General features: G+C 44.8%; 15 protein-coding genes. All 15 read right to left on the bottom strand.

The features are described 5' to 3' along the window. Positions 1-44: 44 nt before the first annotated feature. Entirely contained in the window at positions 45-1,436 is a 1,392-nt protein-coding gene (locus CHRO_RS15335; protein WP_015155143.1) for an alkaline phosphatase family protein, read from the bottom strand. Continuing rightward, the gene (locus CHRO_RS15330) at positions 1,436-2,056 is read right to left on the bottom strand and encodes a glutathione S-transferase family protein (RefSeq protein ID WP_015155142.1); all 621 of its coding nucleotides are present in this window, start codon (positions 2,054-2,056) and stop codon (positions 1,436-1,438) included. Before CHRO_RS15330 ends, CHRO_RS15335 begins: the two co-directional genes overlap by 1 nt. Before the next feature lie 146 nt (positions 2,057-2,202). Further along, positions 2,203-3,429, bottom strand: a complete 1,227-nt coding sequence (gene eboE, locus CHRO_RS15325) for a metabolite traffic protein EboE (protein ID WP_015155141.1) — start codon at positions 3,427-3,429, stop codon at positions 2,203-2,205. Positions 3,430-3,707: 278 nt separating this feature from the next. Then, the gene (locus CHRO_RS15320; protein ID WP_015155140.1) at positions 3,708-4,883 is read right to left on the bottom strand and encodes a 3-dehydroquinate synthase; all 1,176 of its coding nucleotides are present in this window, start codon (positions 4,881-4,883) and stop codon (positions 3,708-3,710) included. Between the two features lie 97 nt (positions 4,884-4,980). Continuing rightward, complete coding sequence (locus tag CHRO_RS15315; RefSeq protein WP_015155139.1) at positions 4,981-5,682, bottom strand: DsbA family oxidoreductase; 702 nt, start codon at positions 5,680-5,682, stop codon at positions 4,981-4,983. Between the two features lie 82 nt (positions 5,683-5,764). Continuing rightward, a complete protein-coding gene (gene tyrA / locus CHRO_RS15310; protein ID WP_015155138.1) occupies positions 5,765-6,607 on the bottom strand; it encodes a bifunctional chorismate mutase/prephenate dehydrogenase in 843 nt (280 codons plus the stop codon). Positions 6,608-6,685: 78 nt separating this feature from the next. Next, a complete protein-coding gene (gene eboC / locus CHRO_RS15305) occupies positions 6,686-7,597 on the bottom strand; it encodes a UbiA-like protein EboC (RefSeq protein ID WP_015155137.1) in 912 nt (303 codons plus the stop codon). 146 nt (positions 7,598-7,743) lie between these two features. Next, entirely contained in the window at positions 7,744-8,685 is a 942-nt protein-coding gene (locus CHRO_RS15300) for a TatD family hydrolase (protein ID WP_015155136.1), read from the bottom strand. A gap of 53 nt (positions 8,686-8,738) precedes the next feature. Beyond that, positions 8,739-9,437 (bottom strand): EboA family metabolite traffic protein, encoded by a 699-nt coding sequence (locus CHRO_RS15295; RefSeq protein ID WP_015155135.1) that lies wholly within the window; start codon positions 9,435-9,437, stop codon positions 8,739-8,741. Positions 9,438-9,626: 189 nt separating this feature from the next. After that, positions 9,627-10,787 (bottom strand): scytonemin biosynthesis PEP-CTERM protein ScyF, encoded by a 1,161-nt coding sequence (gene scyF, locus CHRO_RS15290; protein ID WP_015155134.1) that lies wholly within the window; start codon positions 10,785-10,787, stop codon positions 9,627-9,629. Positions 10,788-10,819: 32 nt separating this feature from the next. Next, the gene (locus CHRO_RS15285; protein ID WP_015155133.1) at positions 10,820-12,322 is read right to left on the bottom strand and encodes a ScyD/ScyE family protein; all 1,503 of its coding nucleotides are present in this window, start codon (positions 12,320-12,322) and stop codon (positions 10,820-10,822) included. A 115-nt stretch (positions 12,323-12,437) separates the two neighbouring features. Beyond that, on the bottom strand, positions 12,438-13,388 hold the full coding sequence (gene scyC / locus CHRO_RS15280; RefSeq protein WP_015155132.1) for a scytonemin biosynthesis cyclase/decarboxylase ScyC: 951 nt from the start codon (positions 13,386-13,388) through the stop codon (positions 12,438-12,440). A 106-nt stretch (positions 13,389-13,494) separates the two neighbouring features. Next, positions 13,495-14,547: a tryptophan dehydrogenase ScyB gene (gene scyB / locus CHRO_RS15275; protein ID WP_015155131.1), complete on the bottom strand. Its 1,053-nt coding sequence runs from the start codon at positions 14,545-14,547 to the stop codon at positions 13,495-13,497. Positions 14,548-14,641: 94 nt separating this feature from the next. Beyond that, positions 14,642-16,546 (bottom strand): scytonemin biosynthesis protein ScyA, encoded by a 1,905-nt coding sequence (gene scyA, locus CHRO_RS15270; RefSeq protein ID WP_015155130.1) that lies wholly within the window; start codon positions 16,544-16,546, stop codon positions 14,642-14,644. A gap of 379 nt (positions 16,547-16,925) precedes the next feature. Continuing rightward, positions 16,926-17,780, bottom strand: coding sequence for a response regulator transcription factor (locus tag CHRO_RS15265; protein ID WP_015155129.1), 855 nt, complete (start codon positions 17,778-17,780; stop codon positions 16,926-16,928). Positions 17,781-18,068 lie beyond the last annotated feature (288 nt).

The raw sequence follows: 18,068 nt of genomic DNA, 5'->3' as shown, positions 1-18,068 counted from the left end.
ATCAGGGAACGGGGAACAGTTGTCAGTTAATTCTAACTTACGACTTACGACTTACGACTTACGACTTCTTCAAGATGCTGAAGTATTGACCAAAAAACTTCTGTTGGTTCGAGTACTTCGCGATCTTCTAGCAAGTCAGGTTTTTGTGTAATCAAAAGTGGACCTTCACTCAACCCTGTATGCGTACCATGACAACCACCGACAAGCGATCCATCTAGAGGAATAACATCCATGAGGTAGCGGAAACCTAACTGCTTTTTGAGCAGAGTTAAGCCTAATTTCGCTCGGGGAAACTTGAGCTGAGGATCGAGAAACAGTTCGACGGGATCGTAACCGGGTTTGCGGTGAATGTCCACTGTCCTAGCAAAATCGGGAGCGCAGCTATCGTCCAGCCAGTAATAATAAGTAAACCAAGCCTTCGAGTTGGCGATCGCAATGAGTTCCCCCGAGCGCGGATGATCGAGATGGTAAGCTGATTTATCTGCCTCATCTAAAACTCGCTCGACACCCTCCGTTGCTTCTAGTATGTCGCGTACCTTGGGGATGTAGGCTGGATCGTTAACATAAACATGGGCAATTTGATGGTCGGCAACCGCAAAGGCTATACTTGCACCAGCATCCAGTAATTCCCGCCCTAATTCTTCTCGTACTGCTAATAAACCATTTTCCCGCAGGATTCGATTTAAGTGAACGGGTTGAGACACGGATGTAATCCCGTACTCGGACACAACTATAACTTGAGTGTTGCGCGCTTCATAGAATTGAATCAAATCGCGACAAACGGTATCAATTTCTTGTAAATCTTTTGCCACCAAACTTGCATCAGCGCCGTACTTTTGCAAGCAATAATCTAAATGAGGCAAATAAACCAGCGATAATGTGGGGCTATAGCGATCCTCCACCCATTTTGCTGAATTAGCAATCCATTGGGTAGACGCTATCGAAGTGTTAGGACCCCAAAAATTAAATAAGGGAAATTGACCTAATTCAGTTTGAAGTTGCGATCGCAAGTTAGCTGGCTGGGTGTAAATATCGGGAATTTTTCGACCATCAGCAGGATACATCGGTCGTGGGGTAACGGCATAATCGACCGTGGAGTACATATTGTACCACCAGAACAAATTCGCGCAGGTAAATGTAGGATCGTACGAACGCGCCACTTCCCAAATTTTGGGAGCCTGAATTAATTTGTTAGACTGTCGCCAAAACTTGATTTCGCACTCGTCCCGAAAATACCAACCATTACCGACAATGCCATGTTCGTTAGGATATTTCCCTGTTAAATAAGTCGCCTGTACCGAACAAGTAACCGCAGGTAACATCGATTTAACAGGAACGACTCGCCCTCGCGCCGCCCAGTTGGACAAAAACGGCGTATGCTGTCCTAAAAGGTTGGGTGTTAAACCGACAACGTTGAGTACAACAGTTTTTTTCATTAGCATTTAGCTTTATGTCGCGACGCGATACTTTTTTGAAATGCCGCTCTTGCAGTTAACCTTTGCACGTATTCCAAAACAGCAGGATATAAATTTAAATCTACCTTGGACATTGTTTGCTTGATGTCGTTTACCACATCTGGATAAGCGCTGACATCCATTCGCATCATAATAGGAATATAAGCCAAGAGCGCACCCACTGCTACATCTGCTATAGTAAAACGATCGCCTGTTAAAAAAGGTTGCTGTTGAAGAATTTGATTAATTGCTGTTAATAATTCTGGGACTTCGTGGAGATTTTCTTTAACAAAAATTGCCGACGAAAGTGTAGAATTACCGAATAAAATCCATTGATTTAAGAGCGATCGCCGTTCAAAAGTTATAGGTTCGCCATACTTTTCGGCAAGATACAGTAATATCGCGCCAGATTCCCATAATTGAAAATCTCCATCTGCGATCGCTGGTAATCTTCCCATCGGATTGATATTCAGAAATTCAGGCTGTTTGTGGTCTTGAGCCTGCATATCTAACTGTATGTATTCATAGGGAATCTGCAATTCTTCTAAATACCATTGCACGATTGAAGCACGGCTAAGAACGCCACCGTAGAGTTTTAGCATGATTAGAGGAGAGTGGAAACTAAAAAGGACAAGGGGGAACTCGGGGACCCCGCGACCGGAGGGAGTGGGGATTAGGGGGCAAAGGGGGACAAGGGAGCCGAGGAAACTATGAGCAACTACCAACTACCACTGATAACCAACAATTGTTAACTAATAACTGTTAACTGATAACTGACAACTGATTCATATTCGCGCTGAATTGAGCTGACTAAATCTAGTTTCATATCTTCTGGAAGAACATCCCAGGTGTAGGTTTCAATTTCTAAACAGCTGCAAATGCGATCGCGTTGCAATAGTTCGAGTACGGTTTTAATGTGGTCTTGGGTAGACTGCAAAAATTGATAGTCGCGAATAAAAATCGGGACGTGAAAGTGAATCCGCAACTCGCAAGCTGGTATTTGCTCTAAATCGGGTAAGGCAGTGACTAAATCGGAATATCGATATAGTTTACCATTGCGATCGCGGGCGATCGCTTGATGGAGATAGGTCGATTCCGCAAACGGACGCAACTTTTCTACAACCTGACGACGCTGTGCGGCTGGTTCGGGAACGATTAGCTGTAAAGCAGAACTGAGTTGAATCTTCCCAATTTGAATTCCTGCGGCACGAAATCTTTGAAATACAGTCGCAGGTTCTTCATATTCCACGGCAAAATGGCAAGTGTCGTAACAAATTCTGACGTGTTCTAGTAAGTGTGTTTCGGCTGCGGCTAAAGAAGTGCCTAATTGCTTTGCTAAATATCTTCCCCCTACGGGCAAAAGTTGTGTCTGGAAATAATTAATCACTTCGGCAGAATTTTCAACTAATCCATCCGGTTCTGGTTCTAAATCTAGATGCAACAATTTACCCGTTTCGGCACGAACACGCACCATTTCTGCAACAACTTGCGCAATGTGAATGCTGGCAATCCTGTAAACAAATGCGCGAGTCGTTGAATTTTCTTCAAACCAGGGTTTATATGATAGTGGTAATGTGGAAATACCACCATCTATCCCATCTGGCAACAACTCCGCCAGAATTCTTGTCAGTCGCAACGTGTAATTCAACCGCTCTAACATAGACCAATCGGGAGCATAAACCCGATCTTTCACCACTTGATGATGAAACCCGCCATAGGGAAAGCCATTCAAGGTAAAAACATATAAATTGCGATCGCGCAGCCACGAGCGTAATTCAATTAGATTATTTTCTACTAATAGTTCCCTAGCCGCCACATCTGCCAAACGCAACCCAATCCCAAATGGTTTTTCAGGAGCCAGCCGTTGCTTCAATGCGGGAATGTACTGCTGGAGGTTAGCAAAAACTTGGTTCCACCCCTCACCAGGATGAATGTTAGTGCAATAAGTTAAATGTAAATTGTTATCAATTTTCATTGATGGTAATTGGTAATTGGTAGTTGGTAGTTAGCAGTTGGTAGTTACGCGATGTGGAACTTTACTCTTGTTCCCCCCTTAGAAAGGGGGGCTAGGGGGGATCTCTTCGCAAATACCATAGTTTTCCGATCCCCCAACCCCCTTAAAAAGGGGGCTATAAAAAAGTCGCACATGGGGTTAGTTGGTAATTGGTTGCTCCCTTGTCTCCCTTGTCTCCCTTGTCTCCCTTGTCTCCCTTGTCTCCCTTGTCTCCCCCCTCTCCCTTGTCTCCCTGCTCCCTACTCCCTACTTCTGTCAGCTAAAATTGCGATCGCTTCCCCGTACAACAGCGGATCGACTTCGTGAACTTCAATTCCCTGTCCAAGCGCTTGTAGTAACATCAGAGTTAACTCGCCGCCCAAATGCTCTCGAAACTCGGTGAGTCCCTGAAATAAGCGGTCTTGTCTCATTTGGGGGACGTATAATGCAAAGCCTAGCGCCTCCAGAAGATCGAGTATCTGTTGCCACTCACCGCGCGAAAGTAGCCCTAGTAGATAAGAATAGGTGCTGTCCAATGCGATGCCAATCGCGACTGCTTCCCCGTGGCGCAAGCTGTAGTCAGTCAATTGCTCTAGTTTGTGCGCAGCCCAATGACCGAAATCTAGAGGACGGGACGAACCCATTTCAAATGGATCGCCACTGTTAGCTATATGTTCTAGATGCAACTGAGCGCAACGATAAATTAGTTGTTGCATGGCATCCATGTCTCGCCGCACCAACGCAGGAACAGAGCTAGCGATCGCGTCAAAGAAGCTTGCGTCTTTGATTAAAGCAACCTTGATTGCTTCGGCAATCCCCGATCGCCAATCGCGATCGTCCAAGCTGTAGAGAAAGTCGCAGTCATTTAAAACAGCATAGGGAGGCGCAAACGTGCCGAGAAAGTTTTTCTTGCCAAAGGCATTAATCCCATTTTTAACCCCTACACCAGAATCGTTTTGAGCTAATACGGTTGTCGGGACTCGGATGAGACGAATGCCTCGGTGAGCGGTTGCGGCTGCATATCCTGCCATATCCAATACAGCACCACCACCGATTGCCAATACATAAGAGTGACGACATAAGCCAGTTTGGTGAATTAGCTGTTGAATTTGTTCAATTGCCTGAGGATCGTTTTTGGTAGCTTCTCCACCAGCAACGACTTTCACAGCAGCTAGCTGGAATGCATGGTTATATCGCCGAGCATAAGTAGATAGTTGGGCAATCAGATCTTGATGCTGAGATACTAATCCCGCATCGACGATCGCAATTGCTTGTTTAGGACTATTTTCACTAGCTGTCATCACCCGTGCTAACAACGGATTATCTAATTGAAACAATCCTTTAGTGAAATGCACTTGATAGCGAAAGGTAACAGATACACGTTGATGAATTGGTTGCAGACTGTAATTAGTCTGACGCTGAATTTCGAGAATCATGTGAGGAGTGAGGTGTAGTGCGTAGTGCGTGGTGCGTGGGGAATTAGTAATTAGTAATTAGTCATTGGTCATTGGTAGTTGCTCCCGAGCGATATCTTCACCGACTCCCGACTCCCGACTCCCGTACGGGCGCACAGCTGTGCGCCCGTACAACTTCCGACAAATTACTTTTTTCCATTAATGCAGCGCGAGTCATGGCTTGTTTGAATACTTCGACTGAGTGAGAACCGTCAACTCTGACTTTGTTGTTAAAGATGAATAATGGCACGCTGGTAATTCCATTTAGCCGCGCAAATGTTGACTCAGCAATAACTGAGTTAACTAACGCATGACTGCCTAAAAAATTACGCAGCTTATTTGTATTTACGCCAACAGCATCGCCTATAGAAATCAAAGTGTCTCGATCGCCAAGGTTGAGGTTACGTTCAAAATAAGCTTGATAAATTGCTTCAACTAAAGTTGTTTTGAGATCTTCGGGCGTTAAAGCAACTAATTGATGAGCAAGAGTTGTGTTAACAGCCAAAGATATCTGATTAAAATCTAGCTTAACTCCTGCTCTCTCACCTACTTGACGAGTGCGATCGAACATTTGCTGTAGTGCTACCGCTTCGATTCCTTTCCTTGCCTGCATAAAGCTACGAAACTCATATCCTTCTGGCGGAATGGAGTTATCTAATAAGAATGGATGCCAGCGGATGCGAACAGCTTCACCATGCCATTGAGCGATCGCATCAAACAAGTGTTTTTTGCCAATCCAGCACCAAGGGCAAGCAAAATCATGAAAAATATCAATAAGCATAGGGGTAATGGGCAATTGGTAATTTGTAAGTCGTAAGTCGAAATTAATCGATTGCTTTGTAGAGACTTTACATGTAACGTCTCTACAACTGAGTAGCCGCGACCGCGTATTCTTTCTGTTTGGTGGAAGCTAAATTTTCTTGAGTTAAAAAGCTTTGGGCAATTTCAAATTCTCGGATTAATGCCGAACGGTCTTTTTGAAGAATAAGTTCTGCTAAACGGCTGTAGGTTTGTGCTAATCTCGCGATCGCTTCACATCTTTCTTCTGTGGCTAGCATAATATCTACGCATAAAGCTGGATTTTGCGCGAATAAGCGATTAACAATCTCAATTTCTTGCCGATAACTAGGAGTTGACATTAATAAGCTTCGATCGATATCGGTATTTTCTGCTGACAAGAACGCACCGCAACAAAATCGAGAAAAGTGTCGCGTTGCTTGGATCGTTACCATAATGCGATCGTGTTCTTCAGGTGTGCAGCTAATTAATTCGCCACCGCGATCGGCAATAAAATCTAATAACCACTGAAATATTTCGTCGTTTCGCCCAGAACAAATAACGACTTTTTGTCCAGCAAACGATTTAACGCTAGGACCAAACATCGGATGCAATCCCATCACGGCTCCGGCATGACTCGCCAGCATTGCCTGTACGGGTTGGGCTTTAATACTTGTAATGTCAGCTAAAGCTGTAGTTGGCGACAGATACTTGGCTGCACGTTCGATAACAGCTACTGTCAGTTCGATGGGAACGCTAACTATGACAAGTTCTGCTTCACCCAGCAGTTGACTGGCTCGATCCCAGTCCTGGTTTCCCAAACTACTGACTTGATGTCCGGCTGTAGACAGCTGATGGGTAAAAAACTGACCCATTCTACCCCTTCCACCAATAATCGTTATTTTTCGAGATCTATTAAAATTTGTCATTGGTCATTTGTTATTGATTGACTGTTAATTGATAACTTTGTAGAGACGTTACATGTAACGTCTCTACACTGACCGACTTCATGTCACAGCAAATATTTGTGCGAGTGCGATCGAAATAGGTAAAAGACACAAAACGAATAAGCCATAAGGCAAACTGGCGAAACCAGTGGCAATTGTTGCATCGAGAATGACGAGCGATAGTATGCCCGATCGCACGGCATTACGGATCTGTTCTGGGGTGGGTTGGCTTACAGCTTGAATAACGGGTGGTAATAAGTAGCCTGTAAATAGAGCGATCGCGGGTAATGCTGTGAGGATGTGATAATTGGGCAGCAGCTCTAATCCGAATAGTGCGGTAATGACTGTAATAATTAGTAAAAGCGCGATCGTCGGAGTATTACCTTTAGCTCCATGCACTTCACCCTGGCTGAGGCTAGTAATTGCAGCAATGTAAAAAATCGGAATAAGTGCTAAAAACCAATATTCACCAACTATTGCAGGCACGGCACTCATACCGAGGAGGAGATTGCCACCACGACACAAACCCATATTCAGCGCCCCTACTAAAGCCTGATGTTTGCCTAAACTGTCATACACGACTGCCCCAACTGCAATGCAAATAGCCAAAATTGCACTTAGAAAAGAGACTTGAGCAGCCGCGACTATACCAACAAGTAACAGCACGCTAGCTAGTGTAGCCGCGCTTTGACGCGATGCTCTCCCACTAGGGATAGGTCTTTCGGGTCGCTCTTTATTATCTAGTTCGGCATCAAAAACATCATTAAACACGACTCCACCACCATACAAACCCGTAGTCGCTAACAGCAACCATCCGAGTGCCTCCAATTCTAAAGTTCCAGCTTGAATCACCATAAAGCCAGAAATCGCAAATCCAGCCAGAATATCTGCCCAAGCAGTGATAATATTAGCTGGACGCATCAACTGAAGATATGCCCAAAGGCGATAGGAATTTAAACTTGTGGCACTCATAAGGGGTGAGGAGTGAGGGGCGAGGGGTGAGGGTAAGAAAGGGACAAGCGAGACAAGGGAGCAGGTGCGCAGGTGAGAGACAACCAACAATTAGCAATTACCAATTACCAATTACCCACACCTGATAACTGATAACTGATAACTGTTTACTCGATCAAAATGCATTCTCTGCTCGATCTCACGGTTGGTTCTTGTCCGCGTAGCACTGAGTTACCGTTAAACATGTGTCGCTGATCGATCGCATCTGAAGCCAGCCAGTCTGTTTCTTGTATTTGTCCGCTTTGGCTATATGCAGCTAGGGCATTTTCGTAGCAAACTGCTCGAACGTAAGTCTCTGGAATTCCCCGTTCTCGCATCAGTTGGGCAGTTTTGGGCACGGCAAGCGGATCGCTAATGCCCCAGTCAGCACTGCTATCGACAATAATGCGATCGCAACCGTATTGCTTGACAATTTCCACCATACGTGAATTTCCCATTTTGGTTTGCGGGTAAATGGTAAAAGCTGCCCAGAATCCCCGATCTAAAACTTCCCGTACTGTCTCTTCATTGTTATGGTCGATAATGACCCGTGCTGGATCTAAGCCATGCTCGACGCAAGCATCCATACTACGGCTCGTTCCTGCTTTTTTGTTGCGATGGGGCGTATGAATTAACACCAGCATATCTAGTTCTTTCGCTAGTTCTAATTGCAGGCGAAAGTATTTGTCTTCGGCTGGGGTTTGGTCGTCATAACCAATTTCGCCAATTGCTACCACACCTTCTTTGCAAACGTACAGTGGTAACAACTCCATCACTGCCTCGGCTAGAGCTTCGTTATTAGCCTCTTTCGGATTGATGCCGATCGTGCAGTAATGTTGAATGCCAAACTGACTCGCGCGAAATCTTTCCCACCCTACCAAACTATTAAAATAATCCTGAAACGTGCCAACGTGGGTGCGAGGTTGTCCCAACCAAAAGGCAGGTTCAATCGTCGCCACAATCCCTGACTCCCGCATAATTATGTAATCGTATGTAGTGCGAGCGGTCATGTGGATGTGAGGATCTATATAGAATTCGGAATTCGGAATTCGGAATTCGGAATTATTCATAATTTATACTCTTTTGTTGTTGCTCATTGGTCATTAGATATTAGTTTTGACTTTTAGCTTTTGACTTTTGACTTTTTCACTAATTCCCACAATTCGGGAGATACCGAGCGGTTAGCGGCTTGGCGTTCGCTGGCATAATCGACTAACATCTTGGCTAGTTCTGGATTGGCACGGCGATCGAGTCCTTGAATTAAATGCAGTGGACTACCAACAAATAATGCTTTCAATATCATTTGATTCCAAGCAAGATTGTCAAAATACTCGGCTGGATATGGATTTTGTAAGGCTACAGCATTAAATACATCAGTCATGTTGCTGCGTACTCCCTCAGCCGCCCGCGCTTTCAATCGCTCTGGGTAAGATAGCAATGGTAGAGCTTGGTAGAGTGCAACTAACTCCCTTATATCAGCAGCAGTAAAGACTTGCTCTAACGTTTGCAAGTATTGTGACTCGTCATGCTGTGGTAGAGCTAGGACTAGGAGTATCCGCGCAGCTCGCTCTACACTCCAATCGATCGGAAACCAACCTTTTCGGGCGATCGCAGCTGCTTGCAAGTCAGATGGCGTTAACTGCAAGCTGTTTTTGCCCGTATAGCGCGGCGTAGCACTAAAAGCTGTAAAAAATACTTTTACAGCCGCTCCTTGAGCAATTTGCGATCGCTTTTCCTCCAACCAATTCAAACCCGCGCGATCGACATTCCGCTCCAACCAACTATGAATTAAATCAGTGATGCTAACTTGTGTTGTAGTCATTGGTAGTTGGTAGTTGGTAATTGGTCATTGGCGATCGGTATTTGTAGGGGCGGGTTCACCAACAATCTCTACTTTTATTTCAAGATCTCGTCAAACCCGCCCTAACACCGCGACAATACGATTGTTCAGATGAATTTGATATTAATTAGTAATTGTTAATGGCTGATAATTGCCATTACCAATTCCCCATCACCCATTACCCATTACCTTTTTCAACTTGACCGCAGCAACGCCAGCACCTAAAACAGCTACACCCAAAAATGCAGAAGGTTCGGGAACTTCAGCAGATGATGAGGAGCTATCTACAACATCTAACACTTGAACGCGACCTTGGAAAAAGTCGCCAACATAAAGCTTGCCATCTTTCAAGTCCGAACCTGCCGTCCAGTTAAACTTACCAGGTTCGAGATCTAAGGGATCGCCATAGGGAGAGGGTGCGCCTAACGATAAAGGTGGTACGACATTGCCATTTGCATCGCGGGCAGGTTCGCCAAATGCACTTAGAAAGTTACCATTTTTATCGAATACTTGAACGCGACTATTGATAGAATCCGTCACGTAGAGATTATCTTTCTCGTCCACTTCAACATCGATTGGCTGATTGAATTCTCCCTCTCCAGTGCCTTCTTTGCCAAAAGTAAGCAGCGCGTCACCTTCTGGGCTAACGACTTGAATGCGGTTGTTGAACTGATCGGTCACAACTAAATTTCCATCAGACCTGACTGCTATGCCTGACGGTCCTTGAAATTGTCCAGGTGTAGTTCCACTGCTGCCAATAGAACCAGTAACCTCGCCACTTGATGAATTAAATTTCAAGATGCGATCGCTACTATAATCACCCACGTATCCATTGCCTTTATTATCGAATACAATGCCCGATGGTCCAAAGAAAGGTCTGCCTTCAATAAGTCCGCTAAATTGACCTTGAGCAATGGAATTGACATAGTTGCCTTGCGGATCGAAGACGTTAATCCGGTTGTTGTTAACATCACCCGCATACAAATTCCCAGTATTTGGTTCAAAGGCGATCGCTGATTGTCCGTCAGATTGCCCAGGTCCGCTACCCGTACCGCCAATGCCTTGAAGATAATTACCTTGGGAATCGAAAACTTGGATTTGATCGGTTACGTCATTAGCTACGAAAACATTTCCTGTTTCTTCCTGTACTGCTACGCCTTGGGGAATGGCAAGCGTACCTGGAGTGAATGGAGTTTCTCCTGCGGCAAAGTTGGCTGGTCTACCGATATCACCCTCATATTCTAAGGTAATGGAAGCGTTAGCTTGGGTTGTGGTGGCGATGACACATCCAGCAGTAGCGATCGCGATCGAGAAATTTCTGAATAAACTCATTTGCCTGTCTCCTCTTGGTATGGTTGCGCGATCTAAATCGAGGACTGAGATAAGGTTTGTGCTGGTTCTGGCGCGTTCGCGAAGCTTGCGCGAAGCGCATTCGCTTCTCGATCTTGTTGCTGTTTGCGTTTGAACCACGTACCACCACCCATAACTCCAAACAAGAGTAAGCCCAAAATAGATGAAGGTTCGGGAACGGCTGCCGCAGACCCGACACCATCAACTCGTACGAGTTCCCCCGTACCTGGTCCAACCCCATTGTTAACGACATAGATCTCACCATCAGGACCAATATTCAGACCCGCAGCCGAGGCAAGTCCTTCACCCGCAGCTACAAGAGTCGTGCGCGTACCATCAGGAGCAAGTTTGATTAGAGACCCTGGTAGATCTTGTAAGCTCTGACCACCACCTTTCCACTGGGCTTCATCAGCAAATTGCAACACCAGTAAATTACCGTCTTTATCAAATTTGATATCGGTAATTTGCGTAAAACCATCAGCAAAAACTTCTGGCTCACCGTTCTCCCCGATCCGCCAAACTTTTGCTTTACCTTCGGGATATGGAAAGCCCGTGAGTTCGCCAGCATATACGGCTCCATCAGGACCGATATCTACACCTGTAACTACCGATTGAATATCTACCTGGCTTGGTATTTGCCCTGCTGGTGGTCCAGCCGCCTCTTGCTCGGCTGGTACGCCAGGAACCGCATCTTGTCCTTGCTGTCCGGCTGGAGGTTGCTCTTGCCCCGCACCAGGAATAGATACGTTTGGTGGAAATTCTGGATTTTCTAAGGTTTGCCCAGGAATTTTTGTTGCTTTAGTCTCGCCAGTATCTAAATTCACATTCCAGACAACGTTAGCACCGCCATCACCGATATAAGCGGTATTGTCTTTAATCACAAAATCGAAGGGATTGCTAATTACGTCGTCACCACCTGGATTGGTTGTAAGTTCGGCTTTTGCTAAATCGGCAACCTCAGTTAAGCTACCCGTATTCAAATCCGTTTTATACAATTTGCCCAAGGTAGTCGTGCCTAACACTTGGTCGGGAGCAACTGGAGGTGCGACTTGCTGTTGTTCGGGTGGAAATTGGACGTTGGTAGAAAAAGCATTTAACTCTGCATCTCGGTTAGCTGGATTACCAGCATAACCAAATAGAACATAAGCATTACCACTAGAATCAAAATTGAGTTCTTGCGGACCCGATCCTTGCTCTTTAGTTTGTTGTAACGCTAGAGATTCAGTCCCGTCGATGACGCGACTTTGCGTACCATCTGGTGTAACTTTGGTGACCGAACCAGTGTTACCAGAACATATCGGCTCAAATTGGGTACTAGGAGACGGTTGACAAACACCATCTCCCCCTAATCCTGTCTCGCCTATGTAGGCATTACCTTCAGAATCAAAGTTCAGACCCCGTGCGTTGTTGAGTCCATCAGCGAGTGTTGTTAATGACGCAGCTCTGGCGGCTTGCGGTCCAAAAACAAGGGCAATAGAAACAGTTATAAGTGCAATCGTAAGTTGTTTGAGCTTCATACTTTTGGCAACTAATTAGTAAATGAAGTGAAAAATTTTAATGCCCCTGATGAAGACACCGAATCCCTTTTCCTCAATTTAAAAACAAAACGCGATCGCGCCTTCTCGTATTCTTCTAAGCAGAAGGTAAAAGATAGCTCATCCCTCTGGCAAAGGTGTCAAAATTACCAGCTTTAGCTTCTAGAAAACGCTTAATATTCATACTTTCAGCGCCAAAGTCCTCTACTTTTAATTTACCGTGACGCGGAGCTTTGCCGACTTCCCAGAAACTAATGCGATGTTGAATACATCCACGGGCTTCTGAGTTACCAAAGGCATAGGCACAAGGAATCAGAATCACAGGACTGCGCTGAATAAAATTGTATTCAGGATAAAAATAATCCTGTTCTACAAGGTAGTAATTCTTGAGATCGTGGGTGCGAAATGTAACTTTTACTTTCTGGTTATATTCATCTAAGAATTCACCAGATTCGCTACTGACTTCACCATCCGCTCGGAGTAGATGCGCCCATTCATCTAAATTACGTAAATCTTGTAAGTAGGCGATCGCAGTATCAAGCGGCGCGTCAATGTAAATCGTATCAGTATCAATTTTGTAACGTCCTTGAGCTGCTTGAGTCTCGCCAGCATTGCGTTCCAAAATTGCCTTGAGCGAGCGACATTCAGATGTATGAACTGTATGAATTCCCTCCATAATCATTGGAGTTCGGCGCGCTGGATCGACAAAACTCAACCAGTGAAAATAAACTCCTTTCTCATCTGTTCCTGGCTCTACATATTCGGGTGGAAATAATAGAACAGGATACACTTGAAAGTATTTTTGGTACTCAAAGCCACAGTGCCATTCTATACCGAAAAAAAGCGGATTTTCAATCTTTCTAACGTGGTAGAAAAGATCTCGTTGATAGCCAGAAGCAGTTCCTCGCCAGGTATTCTCATCGATCTGTTCGATCATCCGGCTAAAAAGAGTCCATTCATCCAGATTCTTTAAACTACAAAGATAGTCAAAAGCTATCTCTGGTGAAGTCGCAATATAAGCTGACGTAGCAAACGTATTTTTTTCCATCCGAATTGAGAATTACTAATTGGTTATTTGTCATTTGTCAGTAGCATGTAGATACTGATAACTTTATAAAGACGTTACATGTAACGTCTTTACACTGAGAACTGATTTACGCCGCGATCGCAAGTTTTCTTGCTTTTAATATCCGTTCTTCTGCAAGACGCTTAGAAGCATCTTGAGTTGTGATATTTTCTGCTTTTGACTTGGTGAAAATTTCTAGCAAAGTATCGTAGATGCTATGAATTTGTTTTAAGTAACTTGCCTCATCTGAAAATGTAAGTTCGTGGTAAACATTAATTAAGCCGCCAGAATTAATTACATAATCGGGACAGTAAATAATTCCTTTTGATTTCAGCATTGCGCTGTGAATGTTCTCATCTTGCAGTTGATTATTAGCACAGCCTGCAATAATAGAAGCTTGGATTAAGGGAATTGTCTCGCTATTAAGAATTGCTCCCATTGCACAAGGAGCAAAAATATCAACGTCGAGTGAATATATGTCTTCAGGTTCTACAACTTTTGCCCCATAGAGTTGCTTAATTTCCTCTGCTCTATTGTGATTTAGATCCGTGACAAAAAGTTTTACCCCACGCCGATGTAAATAGTCACACAGTTTTCCGCCAACATTTCCTAATCCTTGAACGGCAACTCGCAGTCCGTTCAAATCTTGTTTGTTGAACTGAAAGAAAACAGCAGCTTGAATTCCTAAAAACACTCCTAAAGCTGTTGCTGGAGCTGGACCACCAGCTTTTCCCGTTAATCCAACAACATATCTAGTTTCGCGCCGCATCTCCTGCACGTCTTCAGGACAAATATTCACATCTTGACCTGTAATAAAACGTCCTTGAAGACTATCGACAAAACGCCCATACGCCCTGAGCATTTTGTCTGTCTTCTGGTCGGGATTGGCAATAATTACTGCCTTGCCACCACCTACTGGAATATTGGCACAAGCAGCCTTATAGGTCATACCGCGACTCAGACGCAGAACATCTTGTAAAGCATCTTCTTCACTAGCATAAGGAAATAGCCGAGTTGCGCCCATCGCTCGTCCCAAACTCGTGTCGTGGAGAGCAATTATGGCTTTAAAATTCAGTTCTTTATCTTGAAAAAACAGGACTTGCTCGTGTCCCATTTCTTTAACGGTCTCAAACAGCTTCACGCATCTATCCTCAAATTAGGGGCTGGGGACAATTCAAGTCGCAAGTCGCAAGTTGCAATTAACTAGCTACTAGCCACTAGCCACTCACTATTCACTATTCGCTAATCATGGGGAATGAAACTTGTTCTTTAGCAGTTGATTTAACTCCTTGCGCTTGCAGGCTCTTGTTACGTCCGCCGGAAGGTGCGAGTCGCGAAGGGTCGATGATGACATCGACGACAAAAGGAAGAGGAGAATCGATCGCGCATTGTAATGCTGCTTCAAGCTCAGACTCTTTTTCGATGCGAATGCCATCAGCTCTCATCCCGCGGGCGATCGCCACAAAATCGACTTGGGGAATCGTTGCATCTGCACCTTGCAGTTTCAACATCTTCATCCCCTGTTCGCACATGTTGTACCGTCCGTCATTCAGCACGATCCAGATAGCAGGAATTTGATACTTGACGGCAGTGTTCAACTCGTTATTCATCAGCATTGAACCGTCTCCAGTGATGGCAACGGCTTTACTCTTACGTCCTATAGCTATACCAATCACACCTGCGACCATATGTCCCATCGAACCAACTCCGGTGCTGACTCGATAGCGATTTGGTTTGTCAATTCGCAACATGTGCGTTGCCCAAGTAAACGAATTCCCAGACTCAGCCGCGATCGCCGCATTGCTACCTTCAACCATCACCTTTTGAATTGCTGCCATCAAGACTTCAGGTCTAATTAAATCGCTAGTTGCAGTGGTAATTGTTTCTGGTTCCGGGTGGGGTAGCGTTCTATTTGCGCGACTTTTCAGAGTTGCAAAGCTTTGCGTCTTATCCATGTACTTGAGCAGCGATCGCAAAAATGCACCGATATCGGCTTGAACTGGTACTGTTTCAGCTGCTGGATAAGCAACTCCTGGAACTACTGGATCGATGTCTACATGAATAAATCCTCTCGCAGGAACCATCGTCGGATTCCAAAATGAAGTGGGTTCTCCTAATCGCGTTCCCAGTACTAAAGTTCGCAATGGTGGAGATTCTTGCATGTACTTCAGAACTGAGGTATGACCGCCTAAGCCTGTAACGCCAACAAACTGTGGATGGTCTTCGGGGAAGATCCCTTTCCCACGGGGAGAACACATCACTGCGGCTCCGGTACGTTCGGCTAGCTGATAAATCTCTTCAGCAGCATTTCTCGCGCCAAAACCCACCCAGATCGCAAAAGGTGCTTCGGTTAAAAGTTGCACGCAATGGGCGATCGTTTCCTCACTGGGGGTTATGAGAGCGTGGGAAAGGTCTAACTGAGGCAGTGGTATGCTCAGACTGCTAGTTTGTACGCCTGTCGGAATACTCAAATGAGCGACAAAACCGCCAGATTGTGACAGTCCGAGGGCAAGTTGGCGGGAAATTTGCGGTAATTGCTCGGCACACTCAAGTGTAATCGCGTAGTCGAACAGCACTCCTGGGGTAAAAATTCCCGCTTGTGGCATGGTGTAGGTGCTAGTTTCTTGTATTGCCCAGCGTCCGCGCTGTGCGGCAGAGGTACAAGCTGAGATTAATATAACTTTTGCTCCTTCTCCCCGCCCTGCTAGCAATCCCGTTAGCGAGTTCGTTAGTCCCGGTCCGGCAGTGGTAAAGACAACAACGGGGCGATCGCTAGCAAAACATGCTTCTACAGCTGCAAAAGCCGCTCCTCCTTCGTGACGGCAGTGAATCACCTGGATGCTGCTATTAGACAAAGCACCCCAAATGGTTGCCATTGCACCTCCAGCAACTCCAAAGGCATATTTGAAGCCTAAGTCTGCTAGCATCTGCGCGATCGCATCTGCAACTGAGGGCAACACAAGCATCTGAGTACTAGTATTGTTATCTCCCGGCTTGGCTGCGATGTTGCTGGAATCTTTGGAGTTGTAATACTTATAGCTAGGATCGAGAGACGATGCTGATTCGGCGCTACCAGTGTCTGGATGGAATGTGGTTTCTGAGTCGATAGAAGGAGATGAGCGAATGTGGTTGTCGGTCATTGCTGTTTGGGTGATAGGATTTTCAGCACGTTCCGATCGCGATCGAATCGTCAGAACGTAGAAACTCAAACCTGGAAAGAAATATTAGAGCTGAAATTTGTTTCTAACTTCCGTTGAGTTGGAATTGCTAGTCAATTTAGATTAGCAATTGCTAATTTGCAGTCAGTTTCGTGTAGATGACTTCCAAATTCAACGCCAAAAAATAAGCCACTTTTAAGAGTTATGGTTTAGCTAATTGTCAGTACTGCGATCGCCGATAGAATCAAAATTATAAAGTGAATTGGCGAGGTACTAACCGAAAAGCTTACATAACGCGGCATAGTGGTTCCAATGAGTAATTTTTTGATGCGCTTGCCATTTCTTTTGATTTAGCTTAGATTTAGCTCGCGGCAACGCGACAGCGGTGTTCGTTTCTCCAAGCTTGAGGACTCGTACCGTAAAACTGACGAAAGTAACGACTGAAATGGCAAACGTCTTGATAGCCAATGGTTTCAGCAATTTGACCGATAGTCTGCTCGGTTTTTTGCAGCAAGCAAATTGCTTGTGCCATTCGGCGTTCTACTAACCAGCGATGAACGCTCTTACCAGTTTGCTGTCTGACTAAATTAGTTAAATAAGCTGGAGAATAGCCCACAGCTTGTGCTATGTCACACAGAGTAATTGGTTGCCAGTAATTCTCTTCAATGAAGCGAAACACAGCTGCCATTTGAGAAGTTGCCGGAAAGATTGAGTGCAAAGCTGTAGAGTTTAAAGTTTCAGCAACCGCTGCTTTTGAAAGTGTCTGCCGATCGTTAGATGTATACCATTTCTGAATAGTCTCTCTCTTTTCCAGTTGGACGTTAATTGCTCTGAGTAATTCCTTTAAAGTACAAGGTTTAGTTAGATAATCATCTGCTCCTAACTCCATGCCTTTACGGATGTCATCTCGCGTTGTTCTACTAGTAACAAAGATGAACGGAATAACTGCTGTGGCAGGGTTTTTGCGGATGGCAGTTAGAACACCAAACCCATCGTATTCAGCTATTCTAGCAATGCCACACACGATTAGATCGGGTAATTGCTTTTGGACTTGTTGTATACCAACCGCACCATTTTCAGCACTAATGGCATGAAAACCTTTAGCCTCCAAACACTCTAAAAATAAATTGCGAGTTTGGACGCTCTCTTCTATCACCAGAATCTTTTTCACCATATCCTCTGCCATGAAAACGTTATTAACATGGGAAGGATTCATCTGAATGACACAGATCTGTCAAAAGCATTTTGCAACACTCTTGTCCTTCCATTGAATGCAAGAGTCGTTAAATTCGCTCGGTAATAACCTATTTAATTACAGTTTCAGAGCAGAGTAGCGTAGATACTACATATGTCCAATCCAATTTAGCAGGCAAGCGTTTACTGTATTAAGTGTTACTCTAGAAAATACGTATTAAGCAACGGACTTAACACGGAAATACTTGAGAAAGCTGAACAAGTCACTAATCAAGAGCTTAACAGAGATTTTGTCTACCTGCGAAAGCCA

It is taken from the genome of Chroococcidiopsis thermalis PCC 7203 (assembly GCF_000317125.1).
In the GTDB taxonomy this organism is placed as follows: domain Bacteria; phylum Cyanobacteriota; class Cyanobacteriia; order Cyanobacteriales; family Chroococcidiopsidaceae; genus Chroococcidiopsis; species Chroococcidiopsis thermalis.
Note: the sequence above shows the minus strand (reverse complement) of the source record. Positions and strands in the feature narration are given on the sequence as shown.